Consider the following 18,931-nt stretch of genomic DNA (forward strand, 5'->3'; position numbering starts at 1 on the left):
AATCTGCCTGGTAAATGTGACGCAGTTTCATGAAGTTTTAGGGTGGTTTGAATGGGGATTTTTCTTTGACAAACAGGTAGTTTATGAGCTATTAAAATAAACAGATTTGTTATTTTTTTGTAGTCGCTTTTTGTTGATTTCACTCGAAATACTTTGAATCGATATTGCCGCTGAATAACTCGACTTAAGCATAAGCGCAAATCGCTAAATAAATGTTCGTGTGGGCGGCAGGTTTGAAAGGCAATTAAGTGTGTAGCAGATGTCATTTTAGATACATCACTTATGCCGTTCTGGTAGGAAACCAAGGTTAGTTTTCGTTCATATTACGCAGTAAACCAACCCAAACTTTAAGGATACAGTGTGGCTCTATTTAAAAAGTCGTCAGAAATGCGCTCATCGGGTACGCAAGAAAAACGTACCCAATTAAGCCCATGGAAAGTGGTTATCATTGATGATGAGCCTGGTATTCATGAAGTGACTAAATTTGCCCTTAGTAACTTTAAGCTGGATGGCAGAGGGTTAACCTTCTTCTCTTGCTTCAGCGCCGCTGAAGGGTTTGCACTGATGCGCGATGAGCCCGATATTGCACTTGCCTTTGTTGATGTAGTGATGGAAAGCGACCATGCTGGGCTTGATTTAGTTGAGCAAATCCGTAGTGAATTAGAAAACCACAGTACACGTATTATTTTACGCACAGGTCAGCCTGGTAGCGCACCAGAAGAGCGCGTTATTCGTGATTTTGACATTAACGACTACAAAGCAAAAACTGAACTAACAGCTGCAAAGCTAAAATCCTGCGTTTATACCTCACTGCGCTCTTACCGCGATATTAAAATCATCGAACAAAGCCAAAAAGGTATGGAGAAGGTAATTTCCGCGTCATCGTCTGTGCTGCGCTCGCAAACCTTATATCATTTTGGCAGTGCCGTGTTAGAGCAAACTCTGCAACTATTGAGTTTAAATAGCTCTGCACTTTACCTCACTAGTTACCATCAGGATTTATACGAAGATACACAGATGAATCTGCTAGCTGCGACAGGTGATATGGTGAGCTATAAAGAGATAGAAAATGTCGAGTCGCTGCCCGGTGATGTGAAAGAGTACATTATCGAAGCGATTGCGCTGAAAAAATCGGTGATCCACGACAACATATATGTAGGCTTTTACCAATTCGGCTCAGATGTCACTAGCATTTTATACCTGCAACACGATACCTCTTTAACGCCACTGCAAGTTCGTATTCTTGAGCTATTCGCTGCCAACGTTAGCATTACATTTGAAAACCTTACCGGTAAAGAGAACGTACAGCAGACGCAAAAAGAGCTGATTCTGATCATAGGTGACGCGATTGAGCAGCGCAGTAAAGAAACCGGCGCTCACGTAAGACGTGTTGCGATTATGTGTGAAATGCTCGCAGAGTATTTAAATATGAGTGATGAGTTTATTGAGACGATTCGTTACGCCGCACCACTGCATGACGTGGGGAAAATCGGTATCCCTGAAAGCATTTTGCATAAGCCAGGTAAGCTTGATGAGCAAGAGTGGGAAATTATGAAAACCCACGCTGAAAAAGGCTATAACCTGTTGGCAGCGTCAAACCGTATTATCGCCAAAATGGGCGCACGGATTGCTTATACTCACCATGAGCGCTGGGATGGTGATGGTTATCCTCGAGGGTTAAGCGGTGAAGACATTCCTCTTGAAGGGCGTATTATGGCTGTGGTTGATGTAGTGGATGCGCTGCTGTCAAAACGCAGTTATAAACCAGCATGGCCAGCAGAGAAGGTAGAGGCTTATATCCGCGAGCAGTCAGGTAAACAGTTTGACCCTGAACTATGTAAGGCGACACTGGCGCTTATGTCGAAGTTTGTCGATGTTCAGCGCAAGATGCCTGATGATGGCCATTAAAGCTAGGGTAGCGGTAGATGAACACTGAACTAGAAAGCGTGCTTTTAGATGTAAGTCAATCCAGTGATATTGATCAAGGAGACTTAACCCAGGCATCTAAGTTGATAGTGCATTCGGTCGTTCAGGGGCTTGGCATTGATCGAGCCGGAATTTGGCTATTAAGCGATGACAAGCAACAAATCGACAGTATTTTTATACTTGATAAGCAACAGCATCTTGACGATTTATCCTTGCCTCGCAGTGCATTTCCAGCATATTTTACCGCATTAGATACCGAACGAGTAATTGCTGCTGAAGATGCGTGTCATCACGTTGCCACCCATGAGTTTACCGATGTTTATCTTAAGCCTAACGGCATAGTGTCAATGCTTGATTGCCCAATTCGCCACAAAGGCAAGATGATTGGGGTGATCTGCTGCGAGCATAGAGGTCAATTGCTTGACTGGAGCCGAGAGCAGCAAGCCTTTGTAAGCTCTCTCGCTGATTTATATGGTCGTGCCGTTAATGCTAATGAGGTCAGGCATTATCAATTAGAGCTTGAGCAAATTAATACCCGGCTTGAAGATGAAGTTAATAGGCGCACCGAAGAGCTAAACATCACTATAGATAAACTTAAAGCCGCGCAAACCAAGCTGGTGGAAAGTGAGAAAATGGCGGCTTTAGGTAACTTAGTTGCAGGTGTTGCCCATGAGGTTAATACGCCTTTAGGAATATCTGTGACATCCACAAGTCACTGTATTGATGAGCTAAATAAGCTAAAAGCTAAGTTTACTGCTGGTGAGTTAGGTGAGGAGGATTTTGAGTACTTTTTGAGTACCATGGAAGATGGCCTGCAGCTCATCAACCGTAATCTATCTCGCGCTGCAGAATTGGTACATAATTTTAAACGTACAGCTGCCGATCAGTTGCTGCTTGAGCGAGAGCAGTTTGATTTGACTCAATATTTAGAACAAATTTCTACACCACTTAGACCGCTTACACGTAAGCATAACATCGAGCTTGTTATCGATTTTGAAGATGCTATTCATATCGACTCATACCCTGGCGCCATAGCGCAAATTTTTACCAACCTGGTGTCGAATTGCTTTCGACACGCTTACCCGGATAGTTTTGAAGGCGATAAGAAAATACAGCTTGGCGCAAAGGCCATGGATGATAGGGTGATGATGTACTATAAAGACAATGGTGTCGGCTTATCAGCTGAGGTGAAAGAGCGTATCTTTGAGCCATTTTTTACTACAGCGCGAAATGCGGGCGGAACAGGTTTAGGTATGTCGATAGTTTATAATCTGGTGACGCAAAAGTTAGGTGGTAGCATCGAGATCCTATCCGAGCCAAACCAGGGACTTGAAATCGATATTTATATTGATAAAGAGGTTTCTAATTAAGGCTAGCTTTCAACTTATCTCCAAATTCTAGAGCATGAATTAAACTAACCACTATAAAGGTGGCTTTTTGCAATTACGGAAAATTCTGGCCATTAAAAAACGCACCCTAAGGTGCGTTTTTTATATCAGCTTTGTCCCCCTAAATTGTGATGCTGATTGTATTGGTGCTCAGTCAGCTAGGGGCTTAGCAGTCTTTATTTAGCAGATTTTAAGAACTCAACAATATTGTCAAAAGCAACTTCTTGCTTTTCACCACTGCGGCGGTTCTTGTATTCAAATACGCCAGCATCAATATTGCGATCGCCAATCACCACAACATGAGGTAGACCAACTAGCTCCATGTCGTTAAACATCACGCCAGGGCGTTCTTTACGGTCATCGAATAATACTTCGAAGCCTGCGTCAGTCAGATCTTGATACAGCTGCTCAGCTTTTTCCTTCACTCGGTGAGACTTGTGCATATTCATCGGCAGAATACCCACAGTAAATGGTGCTAGGCTTTCTGGTAACATCATGCCGCGGTCATCATGGTTTTGCTCAATTGCAGCAGCAACGATGCGGCTTACACCCACACCATAGCAACCCATTAGCATCACTTTAGATTTACCGTTTTCGTCAAGTACGCTTGCGCCCATCGCTTCTGAGTAGTTAGTGCCAAGCTGGAAGATATGACCAACTTCAATACCACGCGCCATCGCGTAAGTGCCTTTACCGTCTGGTGTAGGCTCACCTTCCACTACGTTGCGGATATCCATAGCTTGTGGCATATCCACGTCGCGGTTCCAGTTGATACCAAAGTAGTGCTTATCATCTTGGTTTGCGCCTGCGCCAAAATCACTCATTACCGCGACATCGTTGTCGATAATGATAGGCATGTTAAGACCAACAGGGCCTAATGACCCTGGGCCTGCACCTACCGCTTGGCGAATTTCTTCATCGGTCGCGAATTCAAGCGGCGCAGCAACGAGATCGTGCTTGTCAGCTTTAAGCTCGTTAAGTTCATGATCGCCGCGCACCATCAGTGCCACTAATGGTGCTTCTTCGGTTGCACCTTTAACGATGAGGGTTTTAACTGTTTTGGTGATCTCAAGGTCAAACTGCTCAACTAACTCAGCGATAGTTTTAGCGTTTGGCGTGTCAACCAAGCTCATTTCCTGAGTCGGCTCAGCCAAGGTTGTGCTTGGCATTGGTGCTTCTGCTTTCTCAATGTTGGCCGCGTAATCGCTGTCAGTTGAGTAAGCGATTAAGTCTTCACCACTGTTAGCTAGTACGTGGAACTCGTGTGATGCACTGCCGCCGATAGAGCCTGTATCAGCAATTACTGGTCGATAAGCCAAACCCATGCGCTCTAAAATGTTGCTGTAGGCTTTATGCATCGCCTGGTAGGTTTCATCCATGCTCTCTTGAGTTAAATGGAAAGAGTATGCATCTTTCATTAAGAACTCACGGGCACGCATCACACCAAAGCGTGGACGCACTTCGTCGCGAAACTTAGTCTGTACTTGATATAAAGTCAGAGGTAGCTGCTTGTATGAGCTAACTTCTTTACGAACTAGGTCTGTGATCACTTCTTCGTGAGTTGGACCCAATACGAAGTCGCGGTTGTGGCGGTCTTGAAAGCGCAGTAGCTCTGGGCCAAACTTGTCCCAACGGCCTGTTTCTTCCCAAAGGTCTGCCGGTTGAACTAACGGCATTAAAATTTCGATAGCGCCTGCTTTGTTCATTTCTTCACGTACAATTGCCTCAACTTTGCGCAATACACGCAAGCCACTTGGCAGCCATGAATATAAACCTGATGCATTGCGACGAATGAAGCCAGCACGAAGCATCAATTGGTGACTAACGATTTCTGCATTTGCAGGGGTTTCTTTTTGGGTTGAAAGCAGGTAGTTGCTTACACGCATTCCTAATGTCCACTCAATAGCTATTAATGAGCGTCATTTTAGCACTTGAAGCGCTGATGTCACTGAATATTTAAGCTTTGTCGCTGATGATTTTTGGCTAACAATTTAACTCGAGTTCAGGTTATTTATCGCGGCGATCGCCAATTTTTCGAGCTGGATTTCCGGCCATAATGGCAAAGTCTTCGACATCTTTAGTCACAACTGCGCCCATGCCGATAACCGCTTGGTTACCGATTGTCACGCCATCGACAATACCGGCTTGCGCACCAACCCAAACATCTTCACCTATGGTGATGCCTTTTGAGCTGACTGGTTGTTGATAAATAGGAGCATCGACACTCATGCCGTGATTGAAGGCATAAATGGTGACATTATTGGCAATGCGAGTGCGATTACCTATGGTGATACCTACTCGGCCGCCATCAATACTGCAGCCATGATTAATCGCGACTTCATCACCGATATTAATCGGACCATGGATAAAGCTGTCTGCGGCAATCATGCATTTAGAGCCAATTGTGATGTCGCGTCCAGGTTCGGCAAATAGGTTTGCTTCTGGGGCGATAAAGCAATTGTCGCCAATTGAGACTGTTTCGAGCGCACTTAATTGCTGCTGAATTCCTTCTTGCCAAGGTTTTGCCCAAGCAAAATGCTTAGGCTTTAGGTTGAAGTAAAGCCATGGCATATAAGATAAGCGTTTTTTATGCTGGGTTTGGTAGTCAATGGTCATTTGCATTTATTAATAGAATTTAGGTCTTTCTAAATTATAGTGCTTATTGATGCTCTTTATTGTCGATAACTTTGCTACTCACGAGCTGTTCAACAACTATAATATTGTCGATAACACGCCAAAATATATCGCGGTCATATAATGCTAGTTGATAGAGTTTTGGGTCCACTTTAGCTTTTTTGTAGGCAGGCCTTGGATCTTGGGACAATACTCCTTCAATAAGCTGCTTAAACTGATCGACATGTTCATGTTTAGCTTCGTATTGGCTAATTTGTATTAAAGCTTGCTCGCTAAATTCAACACTAATTAACTCAGGTTTTTCTTGTGCCATTCCGCCTTTGGCATCGCTGATTGCATCAGAAAAAGGGATATAAGGTTTGATATCAATAATTGGTGTTTTATCAACCAAGTCCATACCTGATATTTCTAGTCTAATTTTGCCATCTTGCTGAATTACTCGGTGCAGTTTAACAACTGATTGACCTAAGCCATTTGGGCGAAATGTAGCACGAGTAGCGAATACACCTAACTTTTCATTACCGCCTAAGCGAGGTGGGCGTACAGTTGTTTTCCAACCTTGAGCTAAGTTTTCATGAAAACTAAATACTAACCAAAGGTGCGAATATTGCTCAATACCTCTTACACAGTCGATATTATTAAACTCACCAACAAGTTCGATATATCCTTTGGTATCGACTAAACCGGGTTGACGTGGGATGCCAAATTTTTGTTTGTATGGTGTACGGCAAATTGCAACGGCCGAGATTAGGTTTGAGAAACTAGAAGTAGACATAATCGAAACTAAATTAATACAGTATGGACTAGAGAGGCGCGGTATTTACTAAGGTGGCGAAGGTGTCAGCGCTATCAAACATTATTTAAAAACGATGTGATAGCGCATTTTACTTAACTGAGATAGCAAGATATAAATTTAGCTGCCAATTTTGCCAAACTCAGGTTTGTCACCTTGTATTAGTTGTTATTCTGCAATTTAATTGCTTTGCCGACACATAATGCTTGTGATTGACAGCTAGAGTCTGGTTCGTCAATGACGTGACAGTTTTGAATGAGCAATCCATTTGCTCCCATGTCTGCTGCATTACGTCTTGCTTCAGTCCTTGCCTGTGCTTTGTCTGCAGGAGCATCATTAACCGTTTGTTGACAAGCCTGGCCTTGAACTAAGCCTAATATTTTATAACTTTGTCTAGGCTGTACGCCTTTATCAAATAGTGTCACTTCGCCAGGTTTGAAGTACTCGTCGATAGCCTGGCTGTCTAGATTACTATTGAAGGTGTATTCACCTGCACACCCTGATAATAGAGCTAAGCTAGCGAGAATTGATAAACTTGTTTGAGGCTTAAACATAGGTAATTGCCGCTCATTTGAGTTAGTTAGTTAAGTTTACTCACTATAGGGTAGCAAGCAAAGTGCTTTACTGCAGACTTAAACAATAAATTGCAAAAAAATGTCCACAAAAAAGGCTGAGATACCTCAGCCTTTTGCATGTGCTTGCTTGTGACAACAAGCGCTAAACTGCGTAATGATGTACGACGCTGTTTATGCCATTCCTGGAATTAAAAAATCATCCATTGATTTACCGGCATCTACTTCATTTTTAAATACAGTAGGCATACGACCTTGACCAGTCCAAGTAATTAACTCACCGTCTACGGTAATTTGATACTTAGCTGGGCGTGGTGCACGCTTTTTAGGTGCTGGCTTAGTAGCCGATGCATCTAAATCTTCAATTGATAAACCGCTTTCTTCAATCTGAGCTAAAATTTCAGCAATACGTGCATCGCGCGCTGCATTTGCTTCTGCTTTAGCTTTCTCTTCAGCTTCACGGTCGTCAATGATTTTATTTAGTTTGGTGGCTACGTCGCGTAAATCTTCTAGAGCTAAATCTTTAACTGCAGCTTTAAAACGACGACCATGGGTTAACACGCTAATAAAATCACTCATTGCTACTATCCTAATTATTTAAAAAGGGAGATTTGATAATTCATTTTAATTATAGATTTTTAAAAGTGAAGCCTAGTTCGTGACGATGAAGACTGTGAACTAACTTACACTTTTAACTAACAGGTTTGCGGACTTTTTATTGCGAACTACAACGAGCAAAAAATAACGCAGACGCTTGAATTGCTAATAATAGAAATAAAATTTGTTACTGGCAAATTATAAAATATAAATAAGTGTAAATTTTCCTAGTTCCGTCAAAAATATCATAAATGTGTGCATGTCAAATTTGATTGCCAAAAGCGGTAATTAAAAAGTGTTAAACAAGCGTTTGAATTGCATTGACGTTAACGTCAACAGGAAGTAGAGTTGAGCTAACTTGCATTGGCATAGGCCAATGTGTCGTCCACATACATGAAGGTGTAGGAAGGAACCCCTATGAAAGTATTGGTGCCAGTAAAGCGCGTCGTTGATGCCAATGTGAAGGTCAGGGTAAAAGCTGATAACACAAACGTAGACACAGCAAACCTAAAGATGGCGTTGAACCCATTTTGTGAGATTGCAGTAGAAGAAGCGGTACGCTTGCAAGAAGCAGGTAAGGCCACTGAAGTTGTTGTTGTGAGTGTCGGTACTAAAGCAGTGCATGAGCAACTACGTACAGCAATGGCATTAGGTGCAGATCGTGCAATTCATGTTGAGACTGATGAAGAATTAGTGCCGCTATCAATTGCCAAAATTTTGCATGCTGTGCAACAAAAAGAGCAAGCAGATATTGTATTGCTAGGTAAGCAGTCTATTGATGGCGACAATAACCAAACAGGCCAAATGCTAGCTGCGCTGGCTGATATGCCTCAGGCTACGTTTGCTTCTGAAGTAAACGTAGAAGATGGCAAACTAACCGTCACTCGTGAAGTTGACGGTGGTTTGCAAACATTGGCGATGCCATTACCAGCAGTTGTTACTGCTGACCTTCGCTTAAACGAACCTCGCTACGCTAAGTTACCAAACATTATGAAGGCTAAGCGTAAGCCACTTGAAACTGTCACCATTGATGACTTGGGTGTAACCCTTAAAGTGCATCAAGAGGTGGTAAAAGTTACGCCGCCAACAGAGCGTCAAGCGGGCATCATGGTGTCTTCAGTAGAAGAGCTAGTTGAGAAGTTAAAGAACGAAGCGAAGGTGATTTAATATGACTATTCTAGTATTAGCTGAACATGATAATCAGCAATTAAAAACCGATACCGCTAAAGTCGTTAGCGCAGCAAAAGCCATTGGTGGTGACATTCACCTACTGGTTGCTGGTGAAAACTGTGGCGCAGTTGTTGATAGTGCCAAGCAACTTGATGGCGTTGCTAAAGTACTGGTTGCCGACGCTGGCGCTTATGGTGCACAGCTTGCTGAAAACCTATCAAAACTTGTTAATGACCTAAGCGGCGACTACTCACACATTTTGGCTGCAGCTTCAAGTGTGGGTAAAGCAACCTTACCTCGCGTAGCAGCGCTTGCTGATGTAGCGCAAATTTCTGAAATCATTGAAGTGGTTGATGCCGATACGTTTGTACGCCCAATTTATGCGGGTAATGCATTAGCGACGGTGAAAAGCTTAGATTACAAGAAAGTTATTACGGTTCGCTCTAGTGCATTTGATGCAGTAGCAGCAACAGGTAATGCAGATGTAGCTGAGCTTACGCAAGTCATTGAAGCTAAAACTGAGTTTGTATCGCAAAGCCTAACTGAATCAGAGCGTCCAGAGCTCGGTAATGCTGGCATTATTGTATCGGGTGGTCGCGGCATGGGCAGTGGTGAGAATTTTGCCATCCTTGAGCAACTTGCCGATAAACTTGGCGCTGCGGTTGGTGCATCTCGCGCGGCTGTTGATGCAGGCTTTGTACCGAATGATTTACAGGTTGGTCAAACCGGTAAGATCGTTGCTCCAGAGCTATATATCGCCGTTGGTATCTCAGGTGCTATCCAGCATCTAGCCGGTATGAAGGATTCGAAAGTGATTGTTGCAATCAACAAAGATCCAGAAGCGCCTATCTTCCAGGTTGCTGACTACGGCCTAGAAGCAGACTTGTTTGACGCCGTGCCTGCGCTCAATAACTTGATCTAAAACTTGATCTGAATCACACTAAGCGGCTCTGGGGTGGCATCCCCATAGCCGCTTATGTTTTTATGTGCCCGCGTTTTTCACAAACGCCCTTTAGTAGAGGAGCATTAAATATCAGTAGTGGTCGTTAGGGTGATGCCTGTGAGCTACCACGAAAGGATTTGGTGCCGAAGTAGTTAGTTTTATCGCAAACAGCTGCTGGTGTTGTTACCGAACAGGTACTGCACTGCCATAGTATTGTTTTGTCGGGATGACAAAACTGATTTTACTATGGAGCGCTACTGAGAGGACAGGTGTTCCTAGGTATGACCTTACCTTGCACCGGTTCAGTCGCCCTCCATTCGTACTTACACGAAGAAAATAATAATGAATTTAATCAACTATGCTGACTCAGCATTGTCTTTATTGCCGCCTGTTGTTGCGATTGTACTTGCTGTATTTACTCGAAAAGTACTGCTTTCACTAGGTGTGGGGATAATTATTGGCGCACTGCTACTTACCGACTTTAATCTCGCAAATACCGCCAGCTTTATCGGCGATACCGCCACTGGCCTAGTTTGGGATGATGGTGCACTTAATGCCTGGAACCTAAACATTCTTGGATTTCTCGTTTTACTTGGCATGATCACTGCGCTTATTAGTGTTAGTGGCAGCTCACGAGCCTTTGCGGATTGGGCAAAGGAGCGCATTCGCAACAAACGTGATGCTAAGCTGATGACAATGGTGCTTGGTTGTGCGGTATTTATTGATGATTATTTCAATAGTCTGGTAGTTGGCTCTATTTCACGCCCAATTACCGACCGCTACCATATCTCACGTGCCAAGTTAGCTTATTTACTTGATTCAACGGCTGCACCAGTTTGTGTGATTTCACCTATCTCGAGTTGGGGTGCTTACATCATTGCACTTATTGGCGGTATTCTTACTGCCCACGGTTTTGCTGATACTGGTCACTTGACCATTTTCATGCAAATGATCCCAATGAACTTCTACGCTATTTTTGCGTTGCTGTTATTACTGTGTGTAGCTATGTTCACTTTAGATGTTGGTCCAATGCGCCAGCATGAGCAAAACGCCCAAAAAGGTGAATTGTACGATGAGTCGAAGGGCATGCCGCCAGGGGCGACTGCTGATTTACCTGAAGCGGATACAGGTAAAATTTCTGGTCTGTTCGTGCCGATTTTAGTACTGATTGCGGCCACTGTATTTTTCATGATTTCAAGCGGCGCAGACGCGTTAGCGGCTGACAATAAACCATTTTCAGTATTAGGTGCGTTCGAGAATACTGATGTCGCTCAGTCACTGCTTTATGGTGGGTTAGTTGGCTTTGTGGTGACCTTCATTTTGGCATTTGTGCAGAAGGTAGCATTCAACATGATTGCCAAAGGCATGTTGATGGGCGCTAAGTCGATGCTGCCAGCTATTTACATCTTACTTTTTGCTTGGTCTATTGCTGGTGTAATTGGTCAATTAGAAACGGGTAAGTACATGGCAAGCCTTGCTACTGGTAATATCCCGTTTGAATTACTGCCGGCCGTACTATTTTTACTAGCAGGTTTAACGGCTTTTTCTACCGGTACTAGCTGGGGTACTTTCGGTATTATGTTGCCAATCGCTGCGGATATGGCGATGGGAAGCGACAGTACTATGATGTTACCAATGCTCTCAGCTGTGCTTGCTGGTGCTGTATTTGGCGATCATTGCTCACCAATCTCAGACACCACGATTTTGTCATCCACCGGTGCAAGTTGTCATCACTTAGACCATGTATGGACTCAGTTGCCGTACGCTGTGATAGTCGCGCTAATCAGTATTGCGGGTTATATCGTGCTTGGCTTTACTTCGTCAGTGCTATTTGGCCTAGCGACTGCCAGTGTGTTATTTGTGATTAGTGTATTGGTGCTTAAAGCCAAATCTAATGCTCAGTAGCGGCTAGTTGTCTTCAGAAAAAAAACCGCGATTTTCGCGGTTTTTTCGTTTCAAATGAAGCTACTCTCGCCAATCATTTAACCTGCTATGCTGCTAGTCCAGTGCATGCAGGCCGTTAAGGCGCGCGGTTAGTTAACCGAAACTGAGAAAATGATCCACCGCAATGCCTTTTGCTGTCCGCTTGGGTATAATCAAGCGCAAAATATAAAAAGGGTCTTGGTTTTGGCACAGTTGTACTTCTATTATTCGGCAATGAATGCCGGCAAATCGACTTCATTATTACAGTCTTCTTATAACTACCGTGAACGCGGTATGAACACCTTAGTAATGACCGCATCAATTGATGATCGTTACGGTCAGGGCAAGGTTGCATCACGTATTGGTATTCAAACCGATGCGCAAGTCTTTGGTGACAAAGACAATCTAATTGACTTAGTCGCCACCGCAAAAGCGGCGCAAGATATCCACTGCGTATTAGTTGATGAGTGTCAGTTTTTAAGTAAAGAGCAAGTTCGCCAATTAACCCATGTGGTCGACAACTTTGATATTCCTGTACTGTGCTATGGCCTAAGAACTGACTTTCAGGGCGAACTTTTCGTTGGCAGTCAGTATCTTCTTGCGTGGGCTGACAAATTAGTTGAGCTTAAAACCATTTGTCATTGCGGCCGTAAGGCCAACATGGTGGTGCGCCTTGATGAGACTGGTAAGCCAATGAAAGAAGGTGAGCAGGTTGCCATTGGCGGTAACGAAAGTTACGAGTCAGTATGCCGCAAGCATTTTAGAGAAACCCTATGGGATGCGTAACTGCGGCTTGAAAACCGATTGAATAAAAAACAGCTTCCGAGGAAGCTGTTTTTTATTGATTATTTACTATTGATCAGTGATTGAAAAAGCTAGCTGCTAGAACAGCTCTTCTTCAAACTCGACGATATCCTGGCTGCTCGCTTCGATTTGTCTTGCTAGGCTGCCTGTCTGTACAGCCCAGTAACCCATGTAAAACTTGGCTGTTTTAAGCTTTTCTTGATAGAAAGCAGTATCGTCGCTACCGTTGGCTAGCGCCTCAAGTGAGGTTGCCGCCATCCTTGCCCACATCCAGGCTAACGATGTGATCCCTAAAATTTGCATATAGGCCATTGATGCTGCACCAATCAAATCTGGGTTGGTTTGTGCCGCTTTCACTATGTAACCTGTTGCACGTTCAAGGTCTGCTGCCGCTTTCATCAAACCGCCAATGAATGGCTGCATGTCATCATTGCCTGCGTGTTGCTCAATAAAGCTTTTCACCATTTCTGACCAGGCCATTAAAGCTGCGCCTTTATCCGATAATAGTTTACGGCCAACAAGATCCAGCGCTTGTACGCCGTTAGTGCCTTCATAAATCATGGCAATGCGGCAATCACGTACAAATTGCTCCATTCCCCATTCATTAATATAACCATGACCACCGAAGACCTGCTGAGCATCGACACAGGCTTTAAAACCCTGATCGGTAACAAAGCCCTTTACGATTGGGGTGAATAGGGCGGCAATGGCATGCGCTTGTTTTGCCTTGACGGTATCGACATTGCGCTCAGCTTGGTCAAGCCATAGCGCTTGTTGACCCATTAATGCGCGCGCACCTTGGTTAAGTGCTTTTTGTGATAACAACATGCGGCGCACATCACCATGAACCAAAATTGAATCAGCTTTTTGCTCGGTTTGTTTTGCGCCGCTCAACGCACGGCCTTGGATACGCTCTTTAGCGTAAGTAAGGGCATTCTGATAGGCAATTTCTGATAGTCCAAGGCCTTGTATACCCACACCTAAACGAGCTTGGTTCATCATGGTAAACATGGCGCGCAGTCCTTGATGAGGTTCGCCAATCAACTCACCTTTGGCATTATTAAACACCATGACACAAGTAGAGTTACCGTGGATCCCCATTTTATGCTCAAGCGCTGCAGCATGTAGGGTATTGGCTTCACGTAAGCTGCCATCACCATTAACCATGATTTTAGGCACAGCAAATAGCGAGATACCTTTTACGCCCTCGGGTGCGTCTGGCAGTTTGGCAAGCACTAGGTGAACGATATTTTCTGCAAGGTCATGATCGCCAGATGAAATAAAGATTTTCTCGCCGCTAATGGCGAACAACCCGTCTTCTACAGGCTCAGCTTTAGTGCGAAGTAAAGCCAAGTCGGTGCCTGCGTGAGATTCAGTGAGGTTCATGGTGCCAGTCCACTCACCACTGACCAGTTTAGGTAGGTACTTGTTTTTTAGCTCATCGCTACCATGGGCATGGATTGCGGCGTAAGCGCCATGTGTTAACCCAGGATACATGGCAAAAGCCATATTAGTTGATGATTTCATCTCAGTGGCAAATACACCCACGACTTCAGGCAGGCCTTGTCCTCCGTATTCAACGTCACAGGTGAGGGTGGCCCAGCCATTATCAACGTATTGCTGATACGCATCGATAAAACCATCCGGCGTGATGACTTTTCCATCTTCTAGCTTGCAGCCCTGCAGATCGCCGCTAGCATTGAGAGGTAGCATCACTTCTGTGGTGAAGTCTGCAACGCCTTGTAAGATGGCATCAACTAGTTCACTATCAAATTCATCAAATCCTTTGAGGTCTGTGTACTGATAAACATTGAGCAGTTCATTGAGAATAAATTGATAGTCGCGAATGGGTGCTTGATATGTAGGCATAGCTGCTGTCCTTAGTTGTTTGTCCTTGCGTGCTTTGCGCATGAGTTCGTTATTATGCAGTGGTTAATCTTGTTCAAGCATTAACCATAGTCATTACTGTACTTAAGTTTGTTAATAAAAACAGCCGTTTTTTGCTAAACATAGAGTAGAAATATATTCTTTAAATTTCATTTGCTTACCTCTTTATTCAAACGCTAGTTTAAATCCTTAAGCAGGAGTCTAACTTCCGCTCTTACTTGATCAATTTGCGCAACGATTTCATTGGTTGATTGTTGCTGCCGTTGGTAATTTTGCCAATGTTGTTGCCATGTTTGTTTTAGCTGCTTGGCACTACTTTGTACGCTAGGTGTGGTGATCAGGCTCAAATCATTAATGAGCCCCACTTTTACCCAGCCTTTTCGAGGTGAGCCTAGCTTGCTGTCTTGATCGTAATGACCTGCATAAATGATGAGTTCTAATTCAGAGAGTTGCAGCAACATCTCAAAACTGGCATCGCGAATATTGGCATTGTGCTCAGAGGCTTGCATGCGCCAGACGTTATAGCTAAAGCCGATTAGCGCAAACAAAAGGCTAGATATCGCAGTTAGTTGCACCAGCTTTAAACGTTGGGAATAGGTAGACATACGGAGCCTCCTGTGTGTTGAAAGGCTTGCTAAGGCAAGGCTTAAGCGCAGTAGATAAAGGCTTATGCCTTAGTTATTGCTATTTACTGTTAACTGTAGCAAATGGATGGCAGTTTCCCTTGGTTATCATGCTTTCGGGTTAATTTGCTGTGAGTTTTTAATTTAGTTTTGTTTTTGCTGAATACAAACGTTAACTCGTCAGGTCTGTTATTGGTAACTAGTATCCAGTCGCTAACAAATGAAGAGAATTCTTATGCCAAATTACATCAAACTGACGTTATTGATTTTAGTTGTATCTTTTAGCGCCTTAATTGGGCTATCTAAGCATGCGCAGTCAGCTGCGAGTAATGGCACCAAGGCACCTGATTTTCAGTTAGCAAATGCAGAGGGTGAAATTGTGTCGTTGATGCAATTTAAAGGGCGTCCTATGGTGATCCACTTTTGGGCGACCTGGTGCCCTTATTGTAAAAAACTTCAGCCCGGGTTAGAGCAATTACGCCTGCAGCATAAAGACACTGACTTAGTTATGCTGGGGATTAGTATTCGCGAAGATGAAGGGGCGCAGCCAGCAAAAGTGCTGAGTGAGCGCGGCATTGAGTTTATGACCTTGCTAGAGGGAGAGGAGGTTGCCGATACCTATGAGGTGCGCGGCACGCCAACCACGGTATTTATTAATCGTGATGGCGAAATTATTTGGAAAACCAATATATCTGATCCTAACGACCCTAACCTAGCTAAAGCGGTGGAGTTTTTATTGCGCGAATAGCATGCTGTAGTACCAAGCTTGCAGCAGTAATTGCGTTACTAACAGGCCTGAATTCAACTCCGAAGTGCAAGAGTGAGCAAATAAAAAGGCAGGGATAACCCTGCCTTTGTCATTTTATTTCAAATTAATTGTAAATAGAGTCAAGAGGTTAACGTTTTACTCTGACCCAATTTAGTGTTTTTAGACGCCAAGCTCGCCGCCGTCGGTTTTGCGGATTGCGACAACCGATGCGCGTGGGCGCACTGTCATGCCTGCTGGCGTCGCTTCTGCAGCATCATTGCTGTATGGCCAGTTGCCTGGGTGTTGGATAGAAACAAACATGGTTTTGTAGTCAGGGGTGATGGTAAAACCTGTGACTTCACAGCCGTTTGGACCAACGAAGAAGCGGCGCAGCTCACCTTGGTTTTCAGAGTTAATCGTCTCTAGGTTACCATCGCTATCGGTAAGTTTTACTGGAATTACCGCAAGCATTTGATCGTTGGTATAGTTGGTCACTTCTTCAGCGCCATTGTCGGTTTGGATCCACATGATGCCGCGCTTATCAAAAGCAAGACCGTCTGGGCTGGCAAACTGGTTGAACTCGTTAAGGCCAGATAGGTTAGTTTGCGCGTCACCTGCTGCGTCAGAGCCGAATACAAAAATATCCCAGGTAAATTCAGTTGCCGTTTCGCCTTCATCCCAGCGAATAACGTGACCAAATTTGTTGTTCAAGCGTGGGTTTGCAGGGTTAGTGCCTGCTGCTTCATCGCGCTTAGTATTGTTAGTTAGCGTAAGGTACACAGTACCTGTGTATGGGTCGACAGCGCACCACTCTGGGCGGTCCATTGGCGTTGCACCAACAAGGTCTGCTGCACCTGCGGTGTTAAGAATAATATCTTCTAGGCTGGCAAAGTGATCAGCAAGCGTGCCGCCATCTTTTGTCATGGCATCAAGAGCAAGTGGCAACCAACTACCTACGCCGTCTGCGTCAAATTTAGCCACGTACAAGGTACCTTGGTCCATGTACTTATCACCCATTGCCATGCGGTCTTGGGCATTGGCATCGGCTTCATTCCACACTTCTTTTGACACAAACTTGTACATGTATTCAAAGCGTGAATCGTGACCAGAATAGAAGGTAATCGGTTTACCTGCTTCTAGTTTACCGAACGTGCAGCCTTCGTGACGAAAACGCCCTAGTGCTGTACGTTTAACTGCGCGAGAATTAGCAGTATACGGGTCAATTTCAACGATATAACCGTGACCATTTGCTTCATTGCGGTAGTCTTCTGCTGCGCTGTTACCCGTTGGCGTCACATTAAAGCGAGTAAACTCATCGTTTTGCTCTTCGGCATTACCTGCTAGTGTCTCCCAGCCATAACGCGTAGTACCTGAAGTATCGATACCGATGCGCTCTTGCTCCTCAGTCGTTTCACCTGTGTTGATGAAGTAGCCTGGCCAGTTTTCTTCACACGTTAGGTAAGTACCCCAAGGGGTATAGCCGTTACCGCAATTGTTTAGTGTGCCGCGAGCTTGACTACCATCAGGTGAAAAAGGCGTAGCTAACTTAGCTGAGTTAGCTAGAGGGCCTGAAATATCCATAGTGGTTAAGCCAGTGTAACGGCGGTTTAATGGGTCGTTATCAACCACATTCCATTGACCGTTATCGTCAAGTTGTACGCGAACCACAGCTACGCCGTGGGCGTTAATTTCTTTGCGTACTTGATCGACACTAGAGCGGATACCATTTTCATCTTTGTCACTACCGTTAGGGTGCAGGGCGTTTTGGTCGATGTATTCATGGTTGATACACAAAAGACCGTCTGTTTCTGAGTCATTCAGTGGGAAAAAGTGCAGGCCGTCGTGATGCATACCCATGGCATTGTCTTGGTCAACAGCGTTATTGCTGCCATCGGCTTGCCATTGTGAACCATTCGCTGTGATTGGTTGTCCCCAAGGTGCTAGCACTTGCGCCGTGTAGCCTTGAGGTACTGAGACCGCATCAGTTTTAGAACCAACAATTGACTCGAAACCTAGCTTGATGTCGGCAATAGGGTTGTCACTAGAGCTTGAACCACAGCCCGCTAGACCAAAGGTGCCAAATGTTGCCATCGCACCTAAACCTAGGCCACTTTTTAGAATACTACGACGACTAAGGTGTGCTGCTAATACCTTGTCAAATTCCACGTTATCACTCTTGTTGAAACGAGTTGGATTAAATATTTCCTTACTCACTGCGCTCTCCTAAGACTCTGCGTTTGCTTTATTTGAATTAAATAGAGTGCGGCTAAGTTAATTTAGCTAAATGACAAGCAAGTGATGGATTTATGTCACTAATAGGGTGTTTTTATGTCAGATTTTTTAAATGGCTTGAAATAGCTAGCGCAGTCATAGGTTTGCTAAAAATGAGATATCGATACCACATTGAGTCATTGCGGTTTGTGGAGAGGATTTGTTGAAAGACGGATAACGGTTGCTCAGATTAACTAAAAAACCATTCAATGTTGCAATCTACCTCTTAGCTACGCTCTTAGCGTGCAGGAATGCAGCTAAGATGCGCGAGTTAATTGGTAAAGCTATGAAGGTTAGCTAGGAAAGCGAACTAAGAGGTATGACGCAGGAGGACCAAAAGTACGATTAATTTGAAGCCGTGCTTGGCTCACACACTTGATGCACTGTGTCATCAGGATGTTGCCAATAATATTGGCGACAGATTTCTCCGGTTTTAATCAGGGTTCTGACTTTTAAGTTAGTTAGCTCACTAATTTCGTCTAATGACACAATACCTGAGTTGTCTTGGTCGATAACACTGTATGGAATGGGGGCGGTCACAATGCTGTAGATATACATGCCCAGGGCGGCAAATAATATAACAAAGGTAAACTTAAATTTTTTCATTGAGTAGGGTACTTGTCGATTTGAGTTGAGTCGTTAAGGAATGTCT

16 protein-coding genes and 1 riboswitch are annotated in these 18,931 nt (G+C 44.2%); of the genes, 7 read left to right on the top strand and 9 right to left on the bottom strand.

Annotation, left to right across the window (positions count from 1 at the left end; translation table 11 throughout):
• Nucleotides 1-360: 360 nt before the first annotated feature.
• Both EXU30_RS16315 and EXU30_RS16320 read left to right on the top strand, forming a co-directional pair.
• Nucleotides 361-1,908: a response regulator gene (locus EXU30_RS16315; RefSeq protein ID WP_130601797.1), complete on the top strand. Its 1,548-nt coding sequence runs from the start codon at nt 361-363 to the stop codon at nt 1,906-1,908.
• 17 nt (nt 1,909-1,925) lie between these two features.
• On the top strand, nt 1,926-3,296 hold the full coding sequence (locus EXU30_RS16320; protein WP_130601799.1) for a GAF domain-containing sensor histidine kinase: 1,371 nt from the start codon (nt 1,926-1,928) through the stop codon (nt 3,294-3,296).
• A 194-nt stretch (nt 3,297-3,490) separates the two neighbouring features.
• On the opposite strand, the gene EXU30_RS16325 is transcribed toward EXU30_RS16320, so the two are convergent.
• From EXU30_RS16325 to EXU30_RS16345, 5 genes are all read right to left on the bottom strand, one after another.
• The gene (locus EXU30_RS16325) at nt 3,491-5,200 is read right to left on the bottom strand and encodes a proline--tRNA ligase (protein WP_130601801.1); all 1,710 of its coding nucleotides are present in this window, start codon (nt 5,198-5,200) and stop codon (nt 3,491-3,493) included.
• A gap of 121 nt (nt 5,201-5,321) precedes the next feature.
• A complete protein-coding gene (locus tag EXU30_RS16330; RefSeq protein WP_130601803.1) occupies nt 5,322-5,930 on the bottom strand; it encodes an acyltransferase in 609 nt (202 codons plus the stop codon).
• A gap of 43 nt (nt 5,931-5,973) precedes the next feature.
• Nucleotides 5,974-6,723, bottom strand: coding sequence for a tRNA (N6-threonylcarbamoyladenosine(37)-N6)-methyltransferase TrmO (tsaA, locus tag EXU30_RS16335; protein ID WP_130601805.1), 750 nt, complete (start codon nt 6,721-6,723; stop codon nt 5,974-5,976).
• A 179-nt stretch (nt 6,724-6,902) separates the two neighbouring features.
• Entirely contained in the window at nt 6,903-7,295 is a 393-nt protein-coding gene (gene rcsF / locus EXU30_RS16340) for an Rcs stress response system protein RcsF (protein ID WP_130601807.1), read from the bottom strand.
• 192 nt (nt 7,296-7,487) lie between these two features.
• The gene (locus EXU30_RS16345; protein WP_130601809.1) at nt 7,488-7,892 is read right to left on the bottom strand and encodes an H-NS histone family protein; all 405 of its coding nucleotides are present in this window, start codon (nt 7,890-7,892) and stop codon (nt 7,488-7,490) included.
• 435 nt (nt 7,893-8,327) lie between these two features.
• On the opposite strand from EXU30_RS16345, the gene EXU30_RS16350 reads away from it, so the two are divergent.
• From EXU30_RS16350 to EXU30_RS16365, 4 genes are all read left to right on the top strand, one after another.
• A complete protein-coding gene (locus EXU30_RS16350; protein ID WP_130601811.1) occupies nt 8,328-9,077 on the top strand; it encodes an electron transfer flavoprotein subunit beta/FixA family protein in 750 nt (249 codons plus the stop codon).
• Nucleotide 9,078: 1 nt separating this feature from the next.
• Complete coding sequence (locus tag EXU30_RS16355; protein WP_130601813.1) at nt 9,079-10,002, top strand: FAD-binding protein; 924 nt, start codon at nt 9,079-9,081, stop codon at nt 10,000-10,002.
• 86 nt (nt 10,003-10,088) lie between these two features.
• Nucleotides 10,089-10,288, top strand: a riboswitch (Lysine riboswitch).
• Nucleotides 10,289-10,365: 77 nt separating this feature from the next.
• Entirely contained in the window at nt 10,366-11,928 is a 1,563-nt protein-coding gene (locus tag EXU30_RS16360; protein WP_130601815.1) for a Na+/H+ antiporter NhaC family protein, read from the top strand.
• A 222-nt stretch (nt 11,929-12,150) separates the two neighbouring features.
• Nucleotides 12,151-12,732 (top strand): thymidine kinase, encoded by a 582-nt coding sequence (locus EXU30_RS16365; RefSeq protein ID WP_130601817.1) that lies wholly within the window; start codon nt 12,151-12,153, stop codon nt 12,730-12,732.
• Between the two features lie 96 nt (nt 12,733-12,828).
• Here the strand turns inward: EXU30_RS16365 and EXU30_RS16370 are convergent, their stop codons facing one another.
• Both EXU30_RS16370 and EXU30_RS16375 read right to left on the bottom strand, forming a co-directional pair.
• Nucleotides 12,829-14,619 (bottom strand): acyl-CoA dehydrogenase C-terminal domain-containing protein, encoded by a 1,791-nt coding sequence (locus tag EXU30_RS16370; protein WP_130601819.1) that lies wholly within the window; start codon nt 14,617-14,619, stop codon nt 12,829-12,831.
• 194 nt (nt 14,620-14,813) lie between these two features.
• Nucleotides 14,814-15,242 carry a hypothetical protein gene (locus EXU30_RS16375; RefSeq protein WP_130601821.1) on the bottom strand — a complete coding sequence of 143 codons (429 nt, stop codon included), beginning with the start codon at nt 15,240-15,242 and terminating at the stop codon, nt 14,814-14,816.
• 253 nt (nt 15,243-15,495) lie between these two features.
• Between EXU30_RS16375 and EXU30_RS16380 the strand changes: the two genes are divergently transcribed.
• Nucleotides 15,496-16,008, top strand: a complete 513-nt coding sequence (locus EXU30_RS16380; RefSeq protein ID WP_130601823.1) for a peroxiredoxin family protein — start codon at nt 15,496-15,498, stop codon at nt 16,006-16,008.
• A 180-nt stretch (nt 16,009-16,188) separates the two neighbouring features.
• Here the strand turns inward: EXU30_RS16380 and EXU30_RS16385 are convergent, their stop codons facing one another.
• Together EXU30_RS16385 and EXU30_RS16390 are read right to left on the bottom strand one after the other, a co-directional pair.
• Nucleotides 16,189-18,222, bottom strand: a complete 2,034-nt coding sequence (locus tag EXU30_RS16385; protein ID WP_130601825.1) for a PhoX family protein — start codon at nt 18,220-18,222, stop codon at nt 16,189-16,191.
• Nucleotides 18,223-18,624: 402 nt separating this feature from the next.
• Nucleotides 18,625-18,885 (bottom strand): hypothetical protein, encoded by a 261-nt coding sequence (locus EXU30_RS16390; RefSeq protein ID WP_130601827.1) that lies wholly within the window; start codon nt 18,883-18,885, stop codon nt 18,625-18,627.
• Nucleotides 18,886-18,931 lie beyond the last annotated feature (46 nt).

It is taken from the genome of Shewanella maritima, from assembly GCF_004295345.1.
GTDB classification, from domain to species: Bacteria; Pseudomonadota; Gammaproteobacteria; order Enterobacterales; family Shewanellaceae; genus Shewanella; species Shewanella maritima.